This is a genomic window from Mumia xiangluensis, assembly GCF_010994095.1.
GTDB lineage: Bacteria > Actinomycetota > Actinomycetes > Propionibacteriales > Nocardioidaceae > Mumia > Mumia xiangluensis.
The window spans coordinates 388,923-412,994 of sequence record NZ_WJYO01000006.1; the positions used below are offsets into that span (position 1 = coordinate 388,923).

The 24,072-nt window shown below is 71.1% G+C and carries 16 protein-coding genes; 7 read left to right on the top strand and 9 right to left on the bottom strand.

Going from position 1 to position 24,072, the window contains the following annotated elements; genetic code table 11:
- The first annotated feature begins 41 nt into the window (after positions 1-41).
- The 4 genes from GH747_RS19590 to GH747_RS19605 all read left to right on the top strand — a co-directional run bounded on the left by GH747_RS19590 (position 42) and on the right by GH747_RS19605 (position 6,166).
- Positions 42-1,961 (top strand): ABC transporter ATP-binding protein, encoded by a 1,920-nt coding sequence (locus tag GH747_RS19590; RefSeq protein ID WP_149771303.1) that lies wholly within the window; start codon positions 42-44, stop codon positions 1,959-1,961.
- A gap of 98 nt (positions 1,962-2,059) precedes the next feature.
- Positions 2,060-4,189 (top strand): elongation factor G-like protein EF-G2, encoded by a 2,130-nt coding sequence (locus GH747_RS19595; protein WP_149771304.1) that lies wholly within the window; start codon positions 2,060-2,062, stop codon positions 4,187-4,189.
- Positions 4,190-4,214: 25 nt separating this feature from the next.
- Entirely contained in the window at positions 4,215-4,877 is a 663-nt protein-coding gene (locus tag GH747_RS22115; RefSeq protein ID WP_149771305.1) for an SAP domain-containing protein, read from the top strand.
- 209 nt (positions 4,878-5,086) lie between these two features.
- The gene (locus GH747_RS19605; protein ID WP_194842932.1) at positions 5,087-6,166 is read left to right on the top strand and encodes a glycerophosphodiester phosphodiesterase family protein; all 1,080 of its coding nucleotides are present in this window, start codon (positions 5,087-5,089) and stop codon (positions 6,164-6,166) included.
- A gap of 52 nt (positions 6,167-6,218) precedes the next feature.
- Here GH747_RS19605 and GH747_RS19610 read toward each other — a convergent pair whose 3' ends face one another.
- From GH747_RS19610 to GH747_RS19620, 3 genes are all read right to left on the bottom strand, one after another.
- On the bottom strand, positions 6,219-10,964 hold the full coding sequence (locus GH747_RS19610; RefSeq protein ID WP_149771306.1) for a family 78 glycoside hydrolase catalytic domain: 4,746 nt from the start codon (positions 10,962-10,964) through the stop codon (positions 6,219-6,221).
- A gap of 183 nt (positions 10,965-11,147) precedes the next feature.
- Entirely contained in the window at positions 11,148-13,082 is a 1,935-nt protein-coding gene (locus tag GH747_RS19615) for a CocE/NonD family hydrolase (protein ID WP_149771307.1), read from the bottom strand.
- Positions 13,083-13,185: 103 nt separating this feature from the next.
- Entirely contained in the window at positions 13,186-16,182 is a 2,997-nt protein-coding gene (locus GH747_RS19620; RefSeq protein WP_149771308.1) for a glycosyl hydrolase, read from the bottom strand.
- Between the two features lie 158 nt (positions 16,183-16,340).
- Between GH747_RS19620 and GH747_RS19625 the strand changes: the two genes are divergently transcribed.
- Positions 16,341-16,688: a hypothetical protein gene (locus GH747_RS19625; RefSeq protein ID WP_149771309.1), complete on the top strand. Its 348-nt coding sequence runs from the start codon at positions 16,341-16,343 to the stop codon at positions 16,686-16,688.
- Positions 16,689-16,750: 62 nt separating this feature from the next.
- Here the strand turns inward: GH747_RS19625 and GH747_RS19630 are convergent, their stop codons facing one another.
- From GH747_RS19630 to GH747_RS19640, 3 genes are all read right to left on the bottom strand, one after another.
- Positions 16,751-17,419, bottom strand: a complete 669-nt coding sequence (locus GH747_RS19630; RefSeq protein ID WP_149771310.1) for a Rid family hydrolase — start codon at positions 17,417-17,419, stop codon at positions 16,751-16,753.
- Entirely contained in the window at positions 17,416-19,011 is a 1,596-nt protein-coding gene (locus GH747_RS19635; protein ID WP_149771311.1) for a flavin monoamine oxidase family protein, read from the bottom strand. Before GH747_RS19635 ends, GH747_RS19630 begins: the two co-directional genes overlap by 4 nt.
- A 121-nt stretch (positions 19,012-19,132) precedes the next feature.
- A complete protein-coding gene (locus tag GH747_RS19640; RefSeq protein WP_149771312.1) occupies positions 19,133-20,602 on the bottom strand; it encodes a choice-of-anchor A family protein in 1,470 nt (489 codons plus the stop codon).
- A gap of 89 nt (positions 20,603-20,691) precedes the next feature.
- Between GH747_RS19640 and GH747_RS19645 the strand changes: the two genes are divergently transcribed.
- Positions 20,692-21,177: a nucleoside deaminase gene (locus GH747_RS19645; protein ID WP_149771313.1), complete on the top strand. Its 486-nt coding sequence runs from the start codon at positions 20,692-20,694 to the stop codon at positions 21,175-21,177.
- Between the two features lie 3 nt (positions 21,178-21,180).
- Here the strand turns inward: GH747_RS19645 and GH747_RS19650 are convergent, their stop codons facing one another.
- The 3 genes from GH747_RS19650 to GH747_RS19660 form a co-directional block, all read right to left on the bottom strand.
- Positions 21,181-21,927: an ABC transporter permease gene (locus tag GH747_RS19650; RefSeq protein ID WP_149771314.1), complete on the bottom strand. Its 747-nt coding sequence runs from the start codon at positions 21,925-21,927 to the stop codon at positions 21,181-21,183.
- 64 nt (positions 21,928-21,991) lie between these two features.
- A complete protein-coding gene (locus GH747_RS19655; RefSeq protein WP_149771315.1) occupies positions 21,992-22,798 on the bottom strand; it encodes a CHAP domain-containing protein in 807 nt (268 codons plus the stop codon).
- Positions 22,798-23,010, bottom strand: coding sequence for a hypothetical protein (locus GH747_RS19660; RefSeq protein ID WP_149771316.1), 213 nt, complete (start codon positions 23,008-23,010; stop codon positions 22,798-22,800). The genes GH747_RS19655 and GH747_RS19660 overlap by 1 nt, the downstream gene beginning before the upstream one ends.
- Before the next feature lie 142 nt (positions 23,011-23,152).
- Between GH747_RS19660 and GH747_RS19665 the strand changes: the two genes are divergently transcribed.
- A complete protein-coding gene (locus GH747_RS19665) occupies positions 23,153-24,034 on the top strand; it encodes an endonuclease/exonuclease/phosphatase family protein (protein ID WP_205603026.1) in 882 nt (293 codons plus the stop codon).
- Positions 24,035-24,072: the final 38 nt, after the last annotated feature.

Consider the following 24,072-nt stretch of genomic DNA (forward strand, 5'->3'; position numbering starts at 1 on the left):
CTCACTTCTGGTGCAGACCCAGAGAGAACAGGAGGTCTCCCATGGCATTCAGCTCTCCCACCGGAGCCCGCGGCGGTGGCCGCCGCTCCTTCACCCAAGACTCCTCGATCGCCAAGCACACGCTCCACCGCGACACGTTGCGACGCGTCCTCGCGTTCGCCCGGCCCTACCGTCGCCAGCTCGCGGTGTTCCTCGTCATCATCGCGATCAGCGCCGCTGCCGGCGCCCTCACCCCGCTCGCGATCCGCGACCTCATCGACCACGGGATCACTGCGGGCGATCGTGACCGTGTGGTCACCCTCGCGCTCGTCATCGCCGGTCTCGCGATCGTCGGCGCCGCCCTCACCGTCGCCCAGACGTGGGTCTCGTCCCGCATCGGCGAGCGACTGATCTGGGACCTGCGGACCGCCGTCTTCGACCACGTCCAGCGGATGCCCCTGGCATTCTTCTCCCGGGCCCGCACCGGCGCCCTCGTACAGCGACTCAACGGAGACGTCCTCGGAGCCCAGCAGGCGTTCACGTCCACGCTCTCCAACGTCGTCAGCAACTCCCTCACGATCGTCTTCACCCTCGCGGCGATGCTCGCGATGTCGTGGCAGCTCACGCTGGTCTCGCTCGTCCTGCTCCCCGCGTTCGTGCTGCCGGCACGCTGGGTCGGTCGGAAGCTCGCGGGGCTGACCCGAGAGCGCTACGGCCTCAACGCCGACGTTGCCCAGATGATGAACGAGCGGTTCAACGTCGCGGGTGCCCACCTCGTGAAGGTGTACGGTCGCCCCGCCGCCGAGTCCGCGGACTTCGCTCAGAAGGCCGGCCGCGTCCGCGACACGGGCGTCCAGACCGCGGTCCTCGGCACCTACTTCCGCGCCGGACTGACCACGGTCGCGGCTGTCGGCACCGCGATCGTGTACGGCGCCGGCGGCCTGATGGCGATCGGCGGGTCACTCACGGTCGGCATGGTGGTCGCGCTGACCGCGTACCTGGGACGCCTGTACGGCCCGATCACCGCGATGTCCAACGTCCAGGTGGACGTGATGACCGCGCTGGTCAGCTTCGAGCGCGTCCTCGAGGTGCTCGACCTCGAACCGATGGTCGCCGACGCTCCCGACGCCCACGACCTCGCCGACGACCTGCGGCGCCACGGGGCCACGCTCGAGCTCGACCGGGTGGCGTTCCGCTACCCGGCAGCGGCGGAGGTGTCGCTGGCCTCGCTCGAGGACGTCGCGACGCTCGGCAACGACCCGGTCTCGGACACGCTCCGCGACGTCAGCTTCTCCGTCCCCGCCGGCGCCACCGTCGCGCTCGTCGGGCACTCCGGTGCCGGCAAGACGACGATCTCCCAGCTCGCGACCCGCATGTACGACCCGACCGCGGGCGTCGTCCGGATCGCCGGGGCGGACCTGCGTGACGTGACCCAGCAGTCGCTCCACGACGCGGTCGGCGTCGTCACGCAGGAGGCCCACGTCTTCCACGACACCATCGCCGCCAACCTGCGCTACGCCAAGCCCGACGCCACCGACGCCGAGCTCGAGACGGCACTCCGCCGGGCCCACGTGTGGGACCTGGTCGCCTCGCTCCCGAGCGGTCTCGAGACGGTGGTCGGCGACCGGGGCTACCGACTCTCCGGTGGCGAGCGTCAAAGGCTCGCGATCGCGCGGATGCTGCTCAAGCAGCCGGCGTTCGTCGTGCTGGACGAGGCGACGGCCCACCTCGACTCCGAGTCCGAGGCCGCCGTCCAGGCCGCGTTGGACGAGGCGCTGTCGACGTGCACCTCGCTGGTCATCGCGCACCGGCTGTCGACCATCCGCAACGCCGACCTCATCCTGGTCCTCTCCGAGGGGCGCGTCGTCGAGAGCGGTACCCACACCGAGCTCCTCGGTGTAGGCGGGACGTACGGGGACCTCTACCGGACGCAGTTCGCCGCTGACGCCGCTCGTGCGGATGAGGACGTCGCGGCAGCGTGATGCGACGTCCGTACCTGCACACCGCTTGCCCTCGGCCGCCAGACGGAGTGTGATCGACCTGGGAGCAACGACGACGAGGTCGAACGGGGTGGCGAGCCATGGGCGTGAAGGCTTCGGACGAGAGCCGCAGGGGCGGCCAGGGCGGGGCGGCGGTCGCGGTGCAGAGCCCGGCGGACCTCCGCAACATCGCCGTCGTCGGTCCGTCGGGCTCGGGGAAGACCACGCTCGTCGAGGCGCTCCTCGCCGCGTCCGGCACGATCCCCCGCGCGGGTTCGGTCGAAGCCGGTACGACGGTGGGCGACCACGATCCCGCTGCGGTCCGGCAGCACCGCACGGTCGGTCTGTCGGTCGCCCCGCTCGTGCACGACGGCACGAAGGTCAACCTGATCGACACACCCGGGTACGCCGACTTCGTGGGCGAGCTCCGTGCCGGGCTCCGCGCGGCGGACGCCGCGCTGTTCGTCGTCTCAGCGACTGACGAGGTCGACGGGGCGACCCGCGCGGTGTGGGAGGAGTGCGCCGCGGTCGGGATGCCCCGCGCGCTGGTCGTCGCGCGCATCGACCACCAGCGGGCGAACGTCGATGGCGCGGTCGCCGGTCTGCGTGCAGCGCTCGGCGACGGGGTCCACCCGGTGTACGAGCTCGCGCCCGACGGCCTGATCGGTCTCATCAGTCTCCGGCGGTCCGTGTACGCCGACGGCGTCCGTACGCTCGTGGACCCCGACGGAGCAGATCTCGCCACCATCGGTCCCGACCGCGACGCGCTGATCGAGGCGGTGATCGGCGAGAGCGAGGACGAGGAGCTGATGGAGCGCTACCTCGCCGGGGAGCCGGTCGATCCCGAGGTGCTGATCCGCGACCTCGAGACGGCAGTGACCCGCGGCGCGCTCTTCCCGGTGTTCCTCGTCTCGTCCGTCAGCGGCGTCGGCGTGGCCGATCTGCTCGACGCGATGCCACGGGCGTTCCCGTCGCCGCTGGAGCGGCCGCTCCCGGTGGCGACCGATCCACGGGGAGCCAAGCACACCCCGCTCGCGGCCGACCCCGACGGACCCTTCGTCGCCGAGGTGATCCACACCGAGGTGGACGCGTACGTGGGGCGCGTCTCGCTGCTGCGCACCTTCTCCGGGACCCTCCGGCCGGACGACACCGTGCACGTCTCCGGGCACGGCATGGCCGACCGCGGGCACGAGGACCACGACGCCGACGAGCGCGTCGCCCACGTCTACTCAGCCCTCGGCGGCACGCTCAGCGCACTGCCGTACGCCGTCGCCGGCGACATCTGCGCCGTTACCAAGATCGGCTCCGCCGAGACCGGCGACACCCTCTCGTCGCCCGCCGACCCGATGCTCATCGACCCCTGGCCGATGCCCGAGCCGCTCCTCCCGATCGCCGTCGTCGCCAAGACGCGGCGTGACGAGGACACGTTGTCCCGCAACCTCGCCCGCCTCGCGGCCGCCGACCCGACCCTGCGGCTCGAGCGCAACGCCGAGACGGGACAGCTCGTGCTGTGGTGCATGGGCGAGTCCCATGCCGACGTCGTCCTGTCCCGTCTGCGCGAGGGGGGCGCCGACGTCGAGACCGAGCCCGTGGTCGTCGCGCTGCGCGAGACGTTCTCAGGCCGGACCTCCGGGGAGGGGCGGCACGTGAAGCAGTCGGGCGGCCACGGCCAGTACGCGGTCTGCCAGATCGAGGTCGAGCCTCTCCCCCGCGGGAGCGGCTTCACGTTCGTCGACAAGGTGGTCGGCGGCGCCGTGCCCCGCCAGTTCATCCCCAGCGTGGAGAAGGGCGTGCGGTCACAGCTCGCGAAGGGGGTCTTCGAGGGCTGTCCCGTGGTGGATGTCCGGGTCACGCTGACCGGCGGCAAGGCGCACAGCGTGGACTCGTCCGACGCCGCGTTCCAGACTGCGGGCGCGCTCGCCCTGAAGGACGCGGCCTCCCGTGCTCACGGCGTCCTCCTCGAGCCCGTCGACGAGGTCGCGGTCGAGGTCCCCGACGAGTACCTCGGCACGGTCCTCGAGGACCTGTCGTCGCGCCGTGGCCGCGTGCAGGGGACCGAAGCCGCCGACGGCGGCCGCAGCGTCGTCCGCGCAGCCGTCCCCGCCACCGAGCTCCTGAGCTACTCGGTCGTGCTCCGCTCGCTCACGTCGGGAGCGGCGTCGTTCACGCGCGCGTTCGCGCACTACGAGGTGCTGCCGGAGGGCGCTGCGGCGCGATCGCGCCTACGCTGACCGTGCCCCCACGCAAGGAGGACCCATGGCCAAGAGCACGAAGAGCAGCAAGGTCGAGATCCAGCTGCGCAAGCGCATCGCCGAGCTCGAGAAGGCGCTCGATGATGCGACCAGCCGCCTGAAGCGGGCCCGCAAGGACGCTGACAAGTCACGCGCCGATGCGGAGAAGGCGATCCGCAAGGCGTCGAAGTCGGCCCAGCGCAAGATCGCCGAGACGGTCGACGCCGCACGCGACGAGCTCGCGCGCCTGGGCTCGTCCGCTGTCAGCAGGGCGACCGGCGGAGGTAGCGCGACCGCACCGCAGTCGGCACCGCCCTCGGCGGCGACCACAGCCCCGACGGCGGCGCCGGATCAGACGCTCAAGAAGGTCGCGGCACGAGATGTGCCCAAGCCGGCGTCGAAGCCTGCAGCGAAGAAGACGACCGCCAAGAAGACGACCGCCAAGAAGACCACGACCAAGAAGACCACCACGAAGAAGACCGCGGCCAAGAAGGCTCCGGCGAAGAAGACGACCACGGCCAAGAAGGCCCCGGCCGAGAAGACGGCGGCCGCCGCATCGGCAACGGCGCCCGCCGGGTCGTACGCCTCGATGACCGTCGTCGAGCTCCGCAAGGCGGCACGCGAGAAGGGCGTGAAGGGCTACACCTCCCTCTCGAAGGCGCAGCTGGTCGCCCGGCTCCAGGGCTGAGCGCGCGTCGCGTCCCCGATCCGTGCACCGCGCACAGATCGGGGACCACCGCGCGCCCGCGAACGTCGCCTGGGCCGTCGCCCGGTCTGCCCTGACCGCGGGACGTCCGAGCCGCACTGTTCAGCGAGTAGCCACCCGGACGTCACCGTCACGCCCCCACGGTGCTCGTAGCGTCGTCAGGCCAGCGCAGCCGACTCGAAGGAACCCCCATGCGCAGACTGGTCACCACCGGCGTCGCGGTCGCCTCGACCGTTCTTCTCCTCGCGGCGATGCCCGCGACGGCAGAGGCCACCGACCGACACTCCCACCACGGCAACCACCACCGCGCCGCGTTCGACCTCCAGGCACACCGCGGCGGGGTCGGCCTGACCACCGAGAGCACCGTCGCCGGATTCGCGAAGGCGCTCTCCCTCGGAGTCACGACCCTCGAGCTCGACACGCAGGTCACCAAGGACGAGAAGGTCGTCGTGACGCACGACCGGCGCGTCTCCGCGACGATCTGCAAGGACACCGCGCCGGCGAGCGCGGGAGACCCGCAGTTCCCCTACGTCGGCAAGTACGTCAAGGACCTCACGCTGGCCCAGCTGCAGACGATGGACTGCGGCCACCAGCAGCGACCCGGCTTCCCGCAACAGGAGGTCGTCAGCGGCGCCCGGATGGCCGAGCTGAAGGACGTCTTCGCTCTCGTGAAGAAGCGCAAGGCCTGGGGCGTCACGCTCAACGTCGAGACCAAGGTGGAGGCTGGCGCACCGCACGAGACGGCTCCCCGCGATCTGTTCGTCCGCAGGGTCGCCGCCGAGATCCGACGCTCCGGTCTGAGCCGTCAGGTCACTGTGCAGTCGTTCGACTGGGGCGCCCTCATGCTGATGCACCGCGTCTCGCCGAGGATCCCTCTCGTCGCACTGACCAACCGCGACTTCCTGCAGGTCGGGCAGCCGGGAGCCTCGCCGTGGCTGGGCGGCATCGACGCGGACGACTTCGGCGGCGACTTCGTGCGCGCTGCGGCGTCGATCGACGGTGTCACGACGCTCTCCCCCGTCTACGGAACGCCCCAGAACGGCACGATCGACCAGCCGGGCTTCACGTTCTACGTGACGCCGCAGATGGTCCGCGACGCGCACCGACGTGGGCTCGACGTCGTGCCGTGGACGTGCGACGACATGCCGACCGTGGCGGCACTGATGGACATGGGGGTCGACGGGATCATCACCGACTACCCCGACCGCGTGCGTACGCTCATGGCCGAGCGCGGGATGCGGCTCCCGCGCGCGTACCCCGCCCGACGCTGACCGCGCGACCCGGGGAGCGGCACGTGCCGCTCCCCGGAACGCTCCGCACGGGTCAGGGGCCGTAGACCTCGAGCTCTGCCAGCTGGAGGCGGTGGTATCCCGCGCCTGACTCGTCCGGCGACGGGCGACCCAACGTGTGGGTGCGCAGCCGTACGAAGCGCCCGTTGCCCTCGACCTCGTAGCCGAGCGGTCGGCTGCCGTCGGTGGCCTGGCCGACGAGCGACCTGACCGTACGCCAGGTGGTCCCGTCGTCGGAGACCTCCAGGTCGAAGTCGAGCGGGAAGTTGGCGCCGCTGGTGCCCCGGCCATCGCCAGGCACCTCGGTCCGGGGGTACACCCAGACGCTGCCGAGGTCGCGCGCCGCCCCGAGATCGACGGTCACCCACTCCTCGGACTCCGGCACCGTGCTCCACGGGTCGCTCGTGTAGCCCTTCGACGCCGGTGTGCTCTCGCGGACACCGTCGGTGAGGTTGGCCGCCGACCACCCGCAGCAGCTCAGCGTGCGGCGAGCAGTCACCGGCCGGCCGGCCGCCAGGTTCGCCGCCTGGTCCGGCACCTGCGGTGCGCGGTCGAGTGCGACCTGGTCGACCTGGAACCGGCCGCCCCATGCTCCGGCGTTGCTCCCGCGGAACGCGATCTCGACACCCGTCACCGACGTCGCCGCCCATGCACGGAGGTCCACCTCGACCTTGTTCCACCGGTCCGGCGTGATCCGTACCGTCTTCTCGTACGGCTGGGCGCCCTCCCCCGTGAGGCGCACCCGCACCTCCGACACGCTGCCCCCTCCGCCGTAGGCGTTGACGTACGCAAGCAGGCTCGTCGCGTCGCCGACCGCGATCGGCGACGACGGCGTCGCCGCGACGCTCCGCCACGCGTTGGCGGCCCGTCCTGCGACCGGCGTCGCCTCGAGCGCCCCTGTCCCCAGGCGCGGGCCACCTGGTCCGTTCGCGAACGAGCGGACGGACTCGGCGCTCGCCGTACCCTCACCCGCCGTCCACCCGTCGAGCCCGCCCTCGAAGTTGTAGAGCAGGTCCATGCCGGCCGGAAGGCACGCCTCGCCGGAGGAGTCGGCGGAGCATCCCGGCCCTCGCAGGTACGCCTCGCCCCGGACGCGTCCGACGAAGGCGCCGTCGGCGTACGCGTCGAGAACCACACGGCCCGTCGCGCTCGCACCGTCGGACGCGGTCAGGGCCAGGGTGGCGGTGGCGGTGCCGTCGGCGGGCACCGTGAACACGCGCTCGTCGGCGAGCGTCCATCCGTCGGGGACCGTGACGGCGCGGAGCTCGATGCTCGCGGGTCGGCTCGGGCTCAGGTTGCGCAGCGGCAGGCTCAGGGTCGCTGACTCGCGGGCGGTGACGACCCGCGGCGCCACGCTCAGCGCACCGATCTCGACCGGTGCCTCCACCACGGCCTCGACGGTGAACGGGTGGTCGACCTCGATCCCCTTCACGTCGTACGACACGGTGCCGGGGACGACGACCGGCCCGAGCTCCTGCGTCTTCGCGACCGACACCTCGACGCGCGCCGTGGCGGTCGCCTTCGGAGCGATCTGCGCCGGGAGGGTGTCGACGGTCTTCACCGTCCACCCCTGCGGCGGGTCGAACGAGAGACCATCGGTGGACAGTGCCGAACGGCCGGTGTTCTCGACCCGGACGTCGACCGTCGTCGTCTCCCCCGGCAGCAGTCGCCCGGCCGCGCTCGCAGTCACGGTCACGCCGTTCGCCCGTGAGACCTCCGGTGCGAGCAGGCGCGCCACCCGGTCGACCAGCGGACGCAGCGCGGCGTACCCGGCGTCGTTCAAGGATCCGCGCCGGTTCTCCCACGCCACCGCGGCGACGAGGAGGTTCGTGAGGCGCAGCGCCACGGCCGTCGCCTCGTCGGCGGGCGCCGCCCTGCCCTTGAGCCGCAGGGCAGACGCCACGCGCACGGAGGCGTCGGCGGCGGTGGTCGCCGCGCGGAGACGGAGGCGCCCGGCGGACGACAGCTCGCCGCTGCGCTGCAGCCGGTCGATCTCCGCTCCGACCTTCGTGAGGGCGTCGTCGGCACGACCGAGCGCGCCGGCCGTGCGGTCGACGACCAGCTCGTACGATCCGGAGCCGAGCGTCACGAGGGCGTCCTTGCCCCTGGCCTCGACCTCACGCACTCCCGGACGGTCGGCGGCGTAGCCGAGCTCACGGCCACTCCCCTCAAGCACGTCCTCGACCGCGGCCTTCGGGACCCGCACCTCGGCGGTCGCACCGACCGGGACGGTGACCTTCTGCACGAGCGCACCGTGCCGGTGGAACCAGCGCGTCGACGCGTCACCCCTCGGCGTACGGATCGTCGCGGCGGCTTCATCGAGGTCGGCGTGGAGCTCCGGATCAACCCGCAGCGTCTCGTACCCCGTCGATTCCGCGGTCTGGCCCAGGCCGGCCACCCGGTCGTACAGCCAGGCGTCGATCGAGCTGAACATCGGGTGGTTCAGCGACGAGACGCCCCGCCAGTCCTCCCAGATCGTGCCCGGGCCGTTCGCGAGCATGTAGCCCCAGCCCGGATACTCCTCGTTCCGCACGACGTCGAGCACGAGGTCGGAGCGGCCGTAGGCGGCGAGCGCCTCCGGGATGTACTTGATGCCCGGGAGGCCACCGGTGAAGTGGCCGTCCTTCGCCTCGACCTGGCCGACGAGGGTCGCGAGCACGTCCTTCTCGCGGCCCTCGGGGACGACGCCGAGGAGCAGCGGGAAGGCGTTCGAGAACTGGCTCGGGCCGTACGTCGCGTCGACGTCGTCGAAGTAGCGCGCGTTGATCGCGTCACGCACCTCGGCGGCGCGGGCGCGGAAGCGTACGGCGTCGTCGTCGTGGCCGGTCTGCGTCGCCATCGTCGTCATCTCGCGCAGCACCCAGAAGAAGAACGCGCTGCGGAACAGCGTGCCGTCGGTGCTCTCGACCGCAACCCAGTCCTGACCCCACTGCTGCGACGGGCGCGTCACCAGGCCGCCGGAGGTCGTCGTCTCCACGTACGCGATCCAGCGCGCCATCGAGTCGTAGTGCGAGGCGACCACTCGGTCGTCTCCGTAGGTGCGCTGGAGGTAGCCCGGGATGAGAACGGTCGCCGCCGCCCACGCCGGGTCGGAGCGGTTCTGCCACCCCGAGGTCGGCTCGACCGGGACGATGTCGGGCACCTGGCCGTCAGGGCGCTGGGCGTCCGACATGTCGGTGACGAACTTCTCGTAGAACGCCTGCATGTCGTGGTTGTTGACGAGCGCCTCGGCGGCGATGTGCGCGTCGGCCATCCAACCGCGCTTCTCGCGGGTCGGGGTGTCCTCGGGGATGCCGTGCAGGCCGTTGAGCTGCGTCTGGACGTTCGCGACGTGGAGCTTGTTCAGCAGCGCGTCGGAGCTCTCGAACGAGCCGGTGCGGGCGACGTCGTTGTGGATCTCCTGCGCGACCAGCGTCTGCTTCGTCGGCGCCTCGGTGAGCCCGGCGACCTCGACCCAGCGGAACCCGGCGTAGACGAAACGCGGCTGCCAGTCCACGTCTCCTGCGCCGCCGGCGGTGTACGTGCTCGTCTGTGCGGCACCGATCACCCCGTTGTCGACGCGACCGCCGGACAGGCGCTCGCCGTGCTTGATCGTCACCTTCGCGCCGTCGGGGAGCGCGGCGCGCAGCCGGGTCCATCCCGACATGTTCGTGCCGAAGTCGAAGACGTACACGCCGGCTGCGGGATTCGTGATCGCCACCGCCTCGTGGCTTCGCGTGACCCGCATGGGCTCGTACTGCGCCGACGTCAGCGTGCCGATGTCGCCGGCCACGACCGTCGCCGCGCTCCACGCGGACGCGTCGTACGCCGGCTCGTCCCAGCCGGCGACCTCGCGCCGCGCGTCGTACGTCTCGCCGTTGTAGCGGTTGGCGCGGACGACGGGTCCGGCGTGCGACGTCCAGCCCTCGCCGGTGCGCAGCGTCGTCGTACGGCCGTCGGCGGTCGTGACCCTCAGGAGTGCCAGGACGTCGGAATCCTCTCCGACCTGAAGGCCGAGCGCGTTGCTGCCACCCGCGACCAGGTCGGTGACGTCGTACGTGCGGTAGAGCGCACGCACGCGGGTGTCGGTCGGCTCCGCCTGGAGGCGGTCGTCGCCGACGCGCTTCCCGTTGAGCGTGGCCTCGTAGATGCCGCGAGCGAGGCCGAAGTTCTGTTCGCAGCAGATGCCCTGGCCGTCCGGACCGCGTTCGAAGCTGCCTCGACCCGCGACGTACAGGCGCGCGCTCGTGATGGTGCCCGCGACGTCCACGCCGCTTCGCAGGTAGCTGCCACCGGCGGCCTTCGATGCGGGCGAGATCCACTGGGCTCCGTCCCAGTCCTCCCCTTCGAGCAGGCCCGTCTCGAACCGTGCCGCCGTGCTCCAGGCGGTTGCGCGGCCCGCACCGTCCCACACCCGCACCCGCCAGTGGTACGCGGTCGCGCTCGCGAGGGCCGGTCCGTCGTGCGCGATCCCGAAGCTCGTCGCCGACGACACGCGCCCACTGTCCCAGACGTCGGGCTTGCCGGCGCCCAGCTTGGCCGCGGAGGTCGCGATCTCCACCTCGTACGCCGACTGCGCCTGGTCGCGGGCGTCGGACGTGAGGATCCACGACAACCGGGGACGTGCTGCGTCGACGCCGAGCGGTTCGGGCTGGTTCTCGACCTCGAGATCACCGATCCTGAGCGGCGACGCTGTGGCCGCCTTGCCGGCCGGTCCGGCCGCGGTCGCTGCCGCGGGAAGCCCGGTCCCCGTCGCGGCGAGCGCGAGACCGGCCGCGATGGCGACCACTCTCCGGGACACGGATGACTGTGCGGCTCTGGACGCGCTCACGGCGGCTCCCCCGGGTCGTCGCTCCGGAAGCTGCCCGGCGCGTTGAATCGATTCAACTCCCTGCGTGCCGAAAGTATGAGCCAGGTCACACTGGGGTCAAGGCGCGTGACCGGTTCCGGCCACGCGCCCCGCGCCCGTCCCCGAAGCGGAGGGTCAGGCGGTCTCGTCCAGCAGCGCCGGGAGGCCCGACGTGCCGGGGGCGACCTCGCTGCGCTTCGGGAGCCAGCCCCATCCGGCCGGCCAGGTCGGCTGCGGCAGCGCGAGACCGGGCAGCGCGAAGCTGGACCTGGCCAGGTCCAGCGTGTACGTCGACGCGGTGGTGTCGATGTTCCGGACGCGGCCGTTCGCCGCCCCCACGACGACGACACCGAGGCGGTGACCCTTCTTGACAACGGCGTCGTCCGGATCGAGGGTGACCGTCACGTCGTGCGTACCTGCACCGTCGAGCCGGGCCCACCCGCGCCCGAGGATCTGCAGCGGCGTCGTCCCGACATTGCGCTTCATCGTGAAGTAGCACGCGTCGTCGGCGGCCGTGGACTGCCCGACACAGGTCTCCGTCGTCGTGGTGGACGCTCCGTCGCCGGTGGTGAGGACACGGTCGGCCTCGCCGTAGTCGACGAGCATGACTCCGACCTGACCCGTCGGCACCTCGGACGTGACCCTCAGCTTCGCGACCATCGAGCCGCTCATCCGGGCGTCGGTGAGCAGCGGCGCGGTCGCGTACAGGAGCCGGCTGGCGTTGGCGCCCTCGGCGGCCGCGGTGTTCTCACGCTGGCTCGGCGAGTTCACCCAGCTCTGGGTGGTCTTGGCCACCGGCCGGCCGAGTGCGCCGTCGGCCTGCGGGCGGAGCGTGGTGGTCGTGAGCCGGACGGGCCACGAGTACGAGTCCACCCAGTGGTCCGGCGTGGTCTCCACCTTCACGCGAGGCTCCAGCAAGATCGTGTTCCTGATCCCCATCAGCTCGTGGTCGAACCACCGGTGCAGCGTGCTGACCCACTCGTCGCGGTTGATGTCGAACGGGTCGACGTGCCCGACGCGGCTCAGCCACATCTTGCGGGTGACTCCGGCCTTCCCGAGCGCGTTCCACCAGGTCGAGAAGTGCCGCGTCTTGACGTTGGTGTCCTGGAGGCCGTGGTAGATGAAGACGCTGGCCTTGACCTTCTCGGCGTTGAGCGCCGCCGCGTCGCGGTAGTTGCGCTCGTCCCAGAACGCGTTGTGCTCACCGGTCTCGTCGGCGTCCTCGTCGTTCATCCGCTGCAGCGTCGCCGAGCAGTCCTGCGACTGGGTGCGGTTGTCGGCGACGCGGCTGGCGAGCCCGCTCGAATAGTTCCAGCTGTAGGGCAGTCCCTGCGAGCGGCTGTAGTCGTACCAGGAGCTGATCGCGCTGATCGGGACGATCGTCTCCAGGCCCTTCACGCCGGTCGCGGCGACGCCGTTGGCGATCGTGCCGTCGTAGCTCTTGCCGATCATGCCGGTCTTGCCGTTCGTCCAGTCGGCGTCGACCGGGTTGCCGGCGGCGTCGACGGCCTCGGCGTTGCCGTTGAGCCACTCGACGACAGCCTTGATCGAACCGACGTCGGACTTGCCGCCGGTGTCGACGCAGCCGGTCGAGCGCGAGGTCCCCGCGACGTCCGCGGCGACGTAGGCGTAGCCGCGCGGCACGAAGTAGTTGTCGTAGAACAGCGGGAACTTGTCGAGGTTCCCAGCGGCATCGAAGGTCTTGCACTCCGCCTCGTTGCCTCGGCAGAGGCTCGTGTAGTACGGGCTCGCGTCCATCACGACCGGCACGTCCACGCCTCGCTGGTCGAGCTCACGCGGACGCACGATGTCGGCGGCGACCTTGTCCTCCTCGCCGTCACCGTCGAAGTCGGGGGCGATCACCCAGACGGTCTCGCGGATCGCGTCCGCGTAGCTGTAGACGGGTGACGAGACGCCGCCTTGGAGCACGTACGGCTTGGGGGCCGGAGCCGCCGACGCCGTGGTCGCGGTTCCCGCGACGAGTGCCGTGCCCGTGAGGGCAAGGGTGAGGAGAAGACCGATGCCCCTGCGGGGCCTGCGCGCGCGCCGCGCCACGTTCGCCTGCTGCATGTGCCGCAGTCTGGCGCGCGCGCCCGTGCTCCGCACTCCGTGAGTTCGTGCGCACGGTCAGCGGCGCCGGGGAGGAGCGGGCGCTGCTCCCCGGGCGCCGTGGTCAGACCTTGAGCACGGCCTCTCCGTACGGGAGCACCCGCACCGGGCCGACCAGGCCGCTCCGGACCCGGTTCGCCGCGCCGAACACCTCAGGCTGCGCCGTACGCATCCGGTTGAACAGCGTCGTGGCGACCTCGATCTCGATGTGGTTCACGCCCGTCCGGAGCAGGTGACCGACGTCGAGGCGCGTGTCGGTGGGTGACGCCTGCTCGACCGCGCGGTTGTTGACCTTCACGGCGTACGACCCGAGGACCGACCCCAGGTCGAGGTAGGCGCCGACCGAGCGGTCCCAGCTCTTCGGCAGCGTCACCGTCGTCGTGTAGCGGCCGACACCGGAGGCGTCCTCGAGACCGGGGATCTCGTTCCACGGCGCGAGCGCCTCCAACCGGTGCACCGACCGTACGGTGTCGGTCGTCGTCGGCGTCCGTCCGGGCTGCCAGTCCTCGGCGACAAGCGTCCACGAGCTCAACGCGACCACCTCGGGCACCGTGTCGATCGTCGCCGTGCGGGTCGTGCCGTCGCTCAGCGCGACCGCGTACGCTCCGGCGGCCGAGGCCCTGACGACCAACGACCTCGCCTCGATGCGCGCATCGGCGGCGTCGGTGTCGACGACGTGATCGGTCCGCGCGGTGCTCGGGTCGGCCCAGCCGCGTGCAGCCAGCGCCACCACGGTCGTCGAGCCCGGCGTGAGCCGGATCCGCAGCGTGTACGTCCGGCCGTCCTGGCGATAGACGGCCACGCGGCGCACCTCACCGGTCCACGCGTCCAGCACGTACGGCACCAGGTCGCCGCCACGCGTCGCCGTCAGCGAGACCTCCTGCTCGACGAGCGCCAGCGGCCGGTTCTCGGCGTGACGCCCGTTCGCGAGCATGAAGAGGTCCGCATCACCGGTACGGCGGTGCTGGTGGACCACCGTCGAGCGCTCGTGCCACACCTGCGGCTCGACCCCGAGTGCGGCCAGGGCGGTCGGGATCTCCGCCGCCACGGCCACGTTTCGGACGCTCGGCTGTGCCAGCGCCGTACGGATCGCGTCGGCGACCGCCGCGTTCGCCGACGCGTCCGCCTTGCCCTCGGCCGTCGGCTTGCTCCAGTCGCCGAGGAAGACGAACGGGAATCCCCTCTGCGCGAGGTCGGCGATCTTGCGCGCCGCCTCGACGGTGATCGTCGTACGGCGGCCGCGGAAGGCGTCGCCCTCCACGATCATCGCCTTGTACGCCGGTCCCTCGGGCACGAGCCGGCCGTCGCGCAGCGTCACCCCGCGGTCGACGAACGCCGCCGACGACACGAACTGGTGGCTCCAGCCGAACGGGATGCCGTCGTTGGTCGCCCACTGCGCACCGATGCCGGTCGCGGTCCAGCCCTTCTGGCGGTAGAACACCAGGTCGCTGCGGTTGCGCCCCTGCTGCAGCACCCACTGCGTACGACGCATGTAGTCCGCGATCCGCGGGACGTGGCGCCACGACGGCTGCCGCGGACCCCATGCCTCGGAGTAGCCGGTCGCACCGTTGTACGGCGAGAACGCGGCGAAGCCGGGCCATGCCGCGCCGGGCGCCTCGGCGTACGGGTAGCCGTGCAGCACCGCCTGGTTGACGCCCGCCGCGTAGATGCTGTTGAGCGTCGTCAGCACGCGGTCCCAGGTGACGTTGTAGGCAGCCCCGTTGTACGCCGCCGCCTCGCACGACAGGATCGTGCGGCCGGCGATGTCCCGGCCGCCCGCCATCACGCGGTAGTCGTCGAGGTTCTTGAACCCCAGTGACTCGCTCTCCGGCTGATCGAGGATGCCGGAGTGCGCGAGCGTGTCGGTCTCGAGGCCGTACGCCTGGATGCGGAGCTCGAGCCCGAGGTCGTGCGCCCAGTCGCGCAGCGGGATGAGGTGGTTGTCGCGGTACAGGTCGCTGAACGTCATCGCGAGGTCGTCGCGCACGCGCGTCGTGAGATCGGCGTCGAACGTCCAGAGGTACTTCTCCTTGACCTCCAGCACGACCGGCAGGAACGGCGCGAGGTCGTACCCGTTGCGGGCGCGGAAGGCTTCGAGCATCCCCGGCGTCCAGATCGTCGCGCCGGTCTCGATCTCGAGGGAGTCCTCGAAGAACGTGTTGCCGGCACGCTTGATCAGGCGCCGCATCTCACGATCGAGGATGTGCTGCTCCCAGAAGTCGGTGACCGCCTTCGTGCCTGCGGCACTGAAGTGGTCGACCACGAAGGCTTCAGGCGAGCTGTGCGGACCGGCCTCGGGGAGCTGGCCGGATCCGCGCTCCCAGTACGCGAAGAGGAGCCAGGTGCCGTCGGCCGGCGCGGTCCACGTGATGCGCCCGTCCGTCACCTGCGCGGTGAGATCGATCAGCGACGCCTGCTCGAGGACGCTCTCGCGCGTCGACGGCGTCACGAGGCGGACCGCCTGCACCGCGAGAAGGGTCGTCTTCTCGACGTGGTCCTCGGCTGCGACCACCGGGGCGGGGAGCACGTCGTCGTAGGTCTGTCCCGCGGTCAGCGTGACGAGGCCGTGCACGAGCTCCTTGATCGCGGCGTCGTCGTCGGGGACGAGTCCGGGTACGGCTGCGGGCCACGAGGGTCCTGCGGTGAGGTCCAGCGTCACACCGTCTCGGTCGGCCTGCTGGAGCGCGGCCTTCACCGCCGCGATCCACGCCGGGGTTCCCCAGCCGTGACCCTCGACGTCGAGCTCGTCCTTCAGCCTCACGCTGTGGTGGACGTCCGCGATCTCCATGCCGCCGAACCCGGCGCGCGCGATGTCGCGGACCTCGGCCTGGATCTGCTGCGGGTCGACCAGGCCGTGAGGCCACCACCAGCGGAAGCGGGCGCCGTACCGGCTCTCAGGATCGGCGAAGGCCCTCGCTGCCGGGCGTCCACCCGGTCCCGCCTGGGTCGCGGCGGCGGGCAGGAGCGCACCCGGCCCGATTGCCAGCCCGGCACCGGCGACGGCCGACGCCGCGATGAACGAGCGACGGCTGAGGGAGGACTTGGTGGGTCGGTCAGACACGGGGCTGCTCCTCGAATGAAACGTTTCAGTGACGTTCGAGAAGGGTATGACGTGCACCACATCGGTGGCCACTCGGGTGACCGGAACCGGCCAAAGCGCTCGCCTTGTCCCCTCCCCACGCGGCGGGGGACGAGCTCGGCTCCTGGCAGAGTGAGCCCATGCCCTCCCCCGCGGTCCGCGCCGCCGACCTCACGCTGACCGCGGTGCTCTTCGCCGGTCTGTCGGCACTGCTCGTGATGTTCGGCGGCGTCGCCGCATGGATCGGGCTCGGCCCGACACCCTGTCTCGGAGACCTCTCCGGCCGCTGCGCCGAGTCACCCGTCGGCCCGCGGTTCGTCGCCTGGACCCTCGTCGGCGCACTCGCGCTCGTGTGGGGTCTCGCGCTGTGGCGCGTCGTCGAGCGCGTACGCCGCGGGCTGGCCGCCTGGACGGTGCCGGTCCTCGGCGCGGGCGCCGGGGCCATGGTCGTCCTCGCCGGCACCTTGCTGATGGCGGTTGTCAGCTGACGAGCCGACGCCGCAGCACTCGTCGCGAGTACTGCGGCGCCGACGGCGTACGGGTCAGGACGTCAGTGCTTGTGACCCTTCCCCTTCGAGGGGAACACCGCGTCGACCTCGACCTCGACGAGCCACCCGCCGACCGGAAGGTTCTCGATCTCGAGCGCGGCGCGCGACGGACGCGCCGGGTTCACGACCATCGGGGGTGCCGGTGCAGCCGATCCCATCGGCACGTTGATCGCCTTGCCGGTGGAGAGGCTCGTGTTGGCGAAGAACTGCCGGTACGCCCGGTTCCAGCCGGCGAAGTCCGCCGTCACGGCTCCGGTCGAGTTCTGCAGGAACACCCGCATCGTGATCACGTCGTCGTACGAGAGCCCCTGCTTCGCGAGGTTCTCGCCGATGCGGCGCAGCACGTTGATCCCCTGCGCCTCGGTGATCGTGACGCCGGCCGGGAGGACGCCGGCCGGGAAGACCGCCGTGTCGATGTAGCGCTGCTCCGAACCGCCCGGTGCCGCCGTGTTGAGCGCGGAAGGACCGAGCCCGCTCGACTTGTAGATCGGCGTGTTCGCACCGATCGCGACACCGTCGGAGATCATCGGGTTGTCCTGGCCTGCCGGGAGCGCCGGCACCGCGGTCCCGGGCCTCGGCGGCTTGGCGAACGTGCCGTGCGCGACGGCGCTGGCGGGGATGCACACGAGGGCGGTCGCAGCGACGGCGATCGCGGTACGACGGGTGCTCATGCGGCCACCACCCGGTTGTGCAGGGCCTCGACGGTCGAGCGGGCGGACACCATCGCGCCGTGCTGCCACGCGATCGTGTAGGACATGTGGTCGCCGGCGAAGTAGACGTTGCCGCTCGGCTCGAGCAGCTTGTCGTAGTTGCCGTCCGTACGCGACGGCCAGCCCACCCACGCTCCCTCGCTGTGCTTCGCGGTCGCCCAGTCCACCGAGAACGACGAGCGCACGTCCTTCGTGTACGCGGGTCCGTGGATCTCCGCCCCCTGCGCGACCGCCTTGGCGAGCCGCTCCTTCGGCGTGAGCGCGCCATAGGTGTTCGCGCTGCCACCGGTGTTGTAGTAGCCGACCATGGTTCCTCGCTTCCCGTGGAACCCCGACGACGGGTACCACATGTTGCCGAGCTCGTTGTTGGCGTTCGTGATGCCGCCGTAGATCTTGTGGTCGAGCTCCCACCAGCGACGGTCGTACTCGATGCCGATCTTGCCCGCGTTGGTCGGCCGGGCGTACGCCAGCGCCGAGACGACGTCGGCGGGGAGGTTGCTCGGGATCTTCGCGGCGATGTGCGGCGGGATGGTGCACACGAGGAAGTCGGCCTTGGCCTTCTTCGTCCGGCGTCCGCCGACGGAGTACTCCACCTCGACGCCGCTGCTCGTGTTGCGGAACGCCGAGACCTCCGCGCCGTACTCGATCTTGTCCCGGCCGATCGCCTTCTCGAACGCGTACGGGATCCGGTCCATGCCGCCGACCGGCTGCAGCATCTGCATGGCCTGGTCGAACCCGAACTCGAACGAGAAGTAGTTGCCGATCCCGGACGCGAGGACGTCCGACAACGCGTACGGCGAGAGTGGCTCGCCGGCGGTCACGCCCGGCTCGATCGCGTAGCCGCGCCGTCCACCGCCGGTGTACTTGTAGCTCGCGGCAGGGTCGCCGTTCTCCTTCGCACCGATCGACCCGAAGCTGCGGAGGAACGAGATCAGCGCGTCCTTGTCCGCCTGGGTCAGGTACGTGTCGAGCGCACCCTGGTCGGTCGCCTTCGCGAGCAGCTCCGACACGTATCCGTACACGTCCGCCTTCGCCGCGCGATGCCGGATCGGCTGGCCGGCCAGGTTGTGGCTGCCGGTGCGGTACAGGTACGCGTCGGCGTTCTGGTTGACGAACGTCTCGAGCTCCACGCCGAGCTCGCGGCAGTAGTCGACCGTGACGTGGTGCTGCGGCAGGCGTCCGGGTCCAGCGTTCATGTACTGGCCGCTGGAGAACGCCGCGCGCTGGGTCTGACCCTTGAGATCCGTCTCCGTCGAGCCGCCGCGCACGGTCCAGTTGCGACCACCAGGGCGTTCGCGCGCCTCGAGGATCGTGCAGCGGTAGCCGGCCTTGCCGAGCTCGTACGCGGTGGTGAGCCCGGCGATGCCACCACCGAGGATGAGTACGCTCTTGCGGCCGTGCCGCGCGAGGTCCGAAGGCTTCGGTGGAGTGAACGGTGGGGTCTCGGCGGCGGCGGCCGGGCTGAGCCCGAGCGCCCCCATCGAGTGAAGCATGACTCCCGCGCCGCCGGCGATGCCGACCTGCTTGAGGAAGTCGCGTCGTGTCTGAGGCAAGGCGCGCTCCTTCTGTTGAAGTGTTGCGCCGAACCTAGGTATGGCGTGTTTCCGCCACCTCACCGAACGTGTTTCGCCACCATCACGAGACCGCGCCGGGCGTTACGTGTTGTCGCCGCCCTCAGCCCTGCGTACGGCGGCGGAGCGCCAGGGCTCCCACGATCGCCGAGCCGCCGGCGACGGCCAGCGCGCCGCCGAACAGCATCCAGCTCGGTGCCCCGCCGGTCTGAGGCAGCGTCGCGTCACCGCCGGCGCCAGGCCCGCCGAGATCATCCGTGTCGCCCGCGATCGCCGTGGGCGGCGACGTCGGGTCGGTCGGCGCCGGCGACGTCGGGTCGGTCGGCGCCGGCGTCGTCGGGTCGGTTGGCGCCGGCGTCGTCGGGTCGGTTGGCGTCGGCGTCGGGTCGGTCGGCGTCGGCGTCGGGTCGGTCGGCGTCGGCGTCGGATCGGTCGGCGTCGGCGTCGGCGTCGGCGTCGGCGTCGGCGTCGGCGTCGGTACCTCGCCGCAGTCGATCGTGCCGCGGAACGGGAAGTCGTGGATCTCGCCGCCGGAGCGGGCGGACGTCGAGCCGTGCTCGAACCGCTTGGCGACGACGTTGCCCTCGATGTTCTGCGAGCCACGCCAGCGCAGGTCCGCCCGGGGCGCGTACAGCGTGCCCTCGACGGAGTCGCCCCCGCTGAAAGTGACCTCGGTCGCCTCCGGGAAGTTCCACAGGATCCAGGGTGCGTTGGTCCCGCTGACGCCCGCCTGGTTCGGCATCGGCCCGGTGTAGCTCTCCCCCGCCACGTTGATCAGCAGGGTCGTGCCTTCGCGCGGGGTGCTCCCCCGGACGGTGAACGAGGCCAGCCCGGCGAGCTCGTCGGCGGTGAGGTCGAGGACGTTCGTCGTGCCCTCGACGAGGTTCAGATAGGCCTGTGAGCCCGACGGGATCGGCGACGGAAGACGGTTGCCGTTCGCGTCGGTCGGCTGGAGCGTCGGTTCGCAACGCCCCATGCGGGTCGAGAGGTCTCGATACTGCGGGAACGCTCCGGCGACGTCGACGAGCTCGCCCATGGACCTGCCGACCGACTCGGGTGCCTGACGTGCGGTGCCCTCGATCCGGGGCACGCTCTCGTACCCGCCGCCGTCACGGACGATCCGGGTGTTCACCGACGCACCGTTGCTGTCGGTGTCCAGAGCGGTGAAGTCGGTGCCCCCGATCTTCGTGAAGCCGCCGTCCAGCGTGCGCAGGACGCTCTCGCCGGAGGCGCTCCAGGCCACGTCGCCACCGACGTACAGGGTCGTCGGGTTGGCGTCACCGGGCGCGGTAGGCGTGCGGAACCCGCCGCTGCCCGGCTTGAGCATGACGTTGTAGCCGTTCGCGAACGTCAGGTCACCGCCGAGCGCGATCGTGCCCTCCGACTCGCCACCGGCGAGGAGGACGTCACGCTCGATGAAGACGAGGAAGCTGCTGTTGGCCGGGTCGTCGTCGTCGATCCTGACAGGATTGAATCCCCCGGCGGCCGATGCGGGCGAGACCGCCAAGGCGGCGACGGTGATGCCGGCAGCGCCGACGACGGCTCCAAGTTGGGCAAGTGTCCAAGTCCGCATATGTCCAGTGTGTCAGCACCTGACCAATTTCTCCAATCGGACAACATTCCGTATCTGCGGACCCACCGGCGAGGGTCGAGACTGGGCCGATGAAGACCTTGTCCGACCACGATCTCCACCACCTTCGCCGCTGCGTCGAGCTCGCGACCACGGGCCTCGAGGCGGGCAACGAGCCGTTCGGGTCCGTGCTCGTCAGCGCTGACGGGCACGTTCTCTTCGAGGACCACAACCGCGAGAAGGACGGCGACCACACCCGTCACCCCGAGCTCGCCATCGCCCAGTGGGCCGTCGCGAACTTGCCTCCCGACGAGCGTGCCACGGCCACGGTCTACACCTCGGGCGAGCACTGCCCGATGTGCTCGGCCGCTCACGCGTGGGTGGGGCTGGGACGGATCGTCTTCATCGTCGCCTCGACCCGGTTCGCAGCACTTCTCGAGTCGTGGGGCGTCGGACCGTCGCCCGTCGCCGCCCTCCCGATCACGACCGTCGCGCCGCAGCTCCCGGTCGAGGGTCCGGTCGAGGCGCTGGCCGGCGAGATGGAGGCCCTGTACGAGAGGTGCTTCCGCCCGGCGTGATCCTCACGTGGTGAGAGGTTCGGGCCGCCTCTCCCCCAGGCGTCCGGACAGGCCCACGACCGCGGCCGTCGCCGCGATGCTTTGCGCGGCGAGCAGCCCGACGAGGACGAGCGTCTGCACGAGCGCAGCCTCGTACGGCGAAGCGCCGCCCAGCAGCAGGCCGACGTAGGCGCCGGGCAGCGTGACGAGGCCTGCGGCGCGCGTCTGGTCGAGTCCGGGTGTGAGCGCGCGGCCGACCGCGCGCGGACCGAACTCCGCGACCGACTGACGAGGCGTCAACCCGATAGCCAGTCCTGCCTCGATCTCCCCCCAGCGGTCCGTCACGTCGTCGCGCAGCCGCTGCCCCGCGAGGGAGACCGCCACCATCGCACCGCCGATCACCTGCGCCGCGAAGGGTACGACCATCTCGGCGCCACCCGGCAGCACGTCGAACCCCATCACGAGAGCGACGGTGACCGAGGCCCCCGCGAGGATCGCGACGAACGCGACGGGATAGATGTCGCGTCCGAGCCCCACACGACGCGTCGACGTCCACGCGGCCGCAGCCAGCATCACCACGAGCAGCGCGGCCGCGGCGGCCGGATGGCGGAACGCCCACGCGATGACCAGGGAGATCAGGCTCAGCTGCACGATCGCGCGCAAAGTCGCGACAGCGGCGTCGAGGCGCAACCGCACGCCCGCCCACGTCATCACCGCGAGCGCGACGGCAGTGAGGATGCCGAGCAGGACCACGTACCGGACGAGTTCCACGACGTCACGCTATGCCCGGTCGGTCCCCTCAGGCGGCAGCCTCACCTGACGACGCGGAAGACGGTCACGGCCGCGCCTTGAAACCGTGCCGCCGACCCAGCTCACGCAGGCTGTCGATGCCCGGGATGCCGTTGGCGTCGTCGCCGGTGAACCCGAGCCGCCGCTGCCACTGCCCGTACGCGACGATCGTCGTCGTCCCGAACGAGCCGTCCTTCGCGTAGCGCGCAGACAGCAGACCCTCGGCCAGCAGTCCGGCCTCGACGACCCGGACGTGCTTGGGTCGCGACGTCGCGCCCTCCGGGCCCGGCGCATTGTGCGTGGCGGCGAACTCCAGCGCAGACACGCGGACGACGGGCACACCCGAGGCGCCTCCACCGCTGCCTCCACCGCTGCTGCCGCCTCCGCCGGCGGCGTACCGGGGTCGCCCGAAGCCGCGGATCGCGCTCGCCCCGCGCCAGCGCCGCCGGTGGCGGAACACGCCGATGCCTGTCCTGCTGCCGTCGAGGTTCGTGTTGCCCTCGATCGTCCGGACGAAGTCACCGTCAACGCGCTCGACGAAGAACACGTGCCCGATCCTGCCCAGGTCCGGGTAGAAGACGAAGCCTGCGTCACCCGGTCGAGGCCGGTCGTGCAGCCGGCCTGCCCGCTTGAAGGCGCCCTGCATGGTCGGAGTGAACGCGCTGTTCGTGCCTTCGACGAGCGGGACGTCGTTGGCCTTCAAGCCCGCCACGATGAACGTCGCGCACCACGGCTGGCCGTTGGCGTGGCCGGCGATGCGGGCGTACTTGTTCTTGTTCGACCCCTTCGGGCGCTCCATCGTCTGGACCTGGTCGGCGGCCCATGCGAGCAGCTGTCTGGCGGTGGCGGCCATCACTCCTCCTCGTCCTCGGAGAGCTCCACGTCGGACTCCTCGTCGAGGTCGACCTGCTCGTCCTCGAGGGTCGCGCCGGCGATCAGATCGTCGTCGTACTGCGGCAGCCTCGCCTGGTCGACATCGTCCTGCGGGCCGTCGTCGGGATCGGGATAGTTGCCGGTCTCCTCCAGCCCCTCCTCGGGCACCAGCTCCGGCTCGGTCTCGTTCATGACGCTCACCTCGTCGTGCGCCGCCCCCGCAGCGCTCTCCACAAGGTTGCTCCCCGACGGGGTGTAGGCGGTCGCGAATTGTCAGCCGGATGTTCACCGGGACCTGGCCGTGACGTCGACCGAACCCTCCAGGCTCGTCGACATGAAGACCTCACTGACGTTCGGAAGCTGGTTGACGCGTGGCGTCGCGGTGGCAGCGCTGGTGCTGGCTGCGGTGCTGCAGATGACAGGCGCGGCCGACGCGAGCAGCCACGGCGGCAACGTGAACGGGAGGGCGGCGCGGGTCGTCGACGTGATGACGTTCAACATCCATCACGGCGCCGGCGCGAGTGGTCTCGTGGACCTCGAGCGGGTCGCCGAGGTGGTGCGCGACAGTGGTGCCGACGTCGTCGGGCTGCAAGAGGTCGACCGTCACTACTCCGCCCGCAGCGGCTGGGTGGACCAGGCGACCGCACTCGCCGATCTTCTCGGGTACGAGGTCGTGTTCGGTGCCAACATCGATCGCGATCCGCCCGCCGCGGGGCAGCCCCGGATCCAGTACGGCACGGCGATCCTGTCGCGGTACCCGATCGTCGACTGGTCCAACACGTGGCTCTCCCGCTCGCCGAACCAGGAGCAGCGCGGCCTCCTCGAGGCAGAGATCGACGTCCGGGGGACGCGGCTCACGGTCCTCAACACCCACCTCGCCGCGAGCTCGCAGACCGACCGGATCGCGCAGACCGCCGAGATCGCCGCCGCGGTGGACCCGCGGAAGCCGACCGTTCTCGTCGGTGACCTCAACGCCCTCCCGGACGCTCCGGAGATCGCGACGCTGAACGGCGTGCTGACCGACGCCTGGACGGCCTCGGGTCGGGGCGACGGTCTGACGTACCCCGTCGACGTGCCGAAGAGCAGGATCGACTACATCTACACGACCCGCTCGGCCAAGCCGATGCGGACGCGGGTGCTCACGGCGGCCAGCGACGCCTCGGACCACCTGCCGGTCGTGAGCAGGCTGCTGGTCAAGGACCGCTCCGGGCAGTGACCGCGGCCAAGATCCCGGCGTCGGTACGCGACGCATCT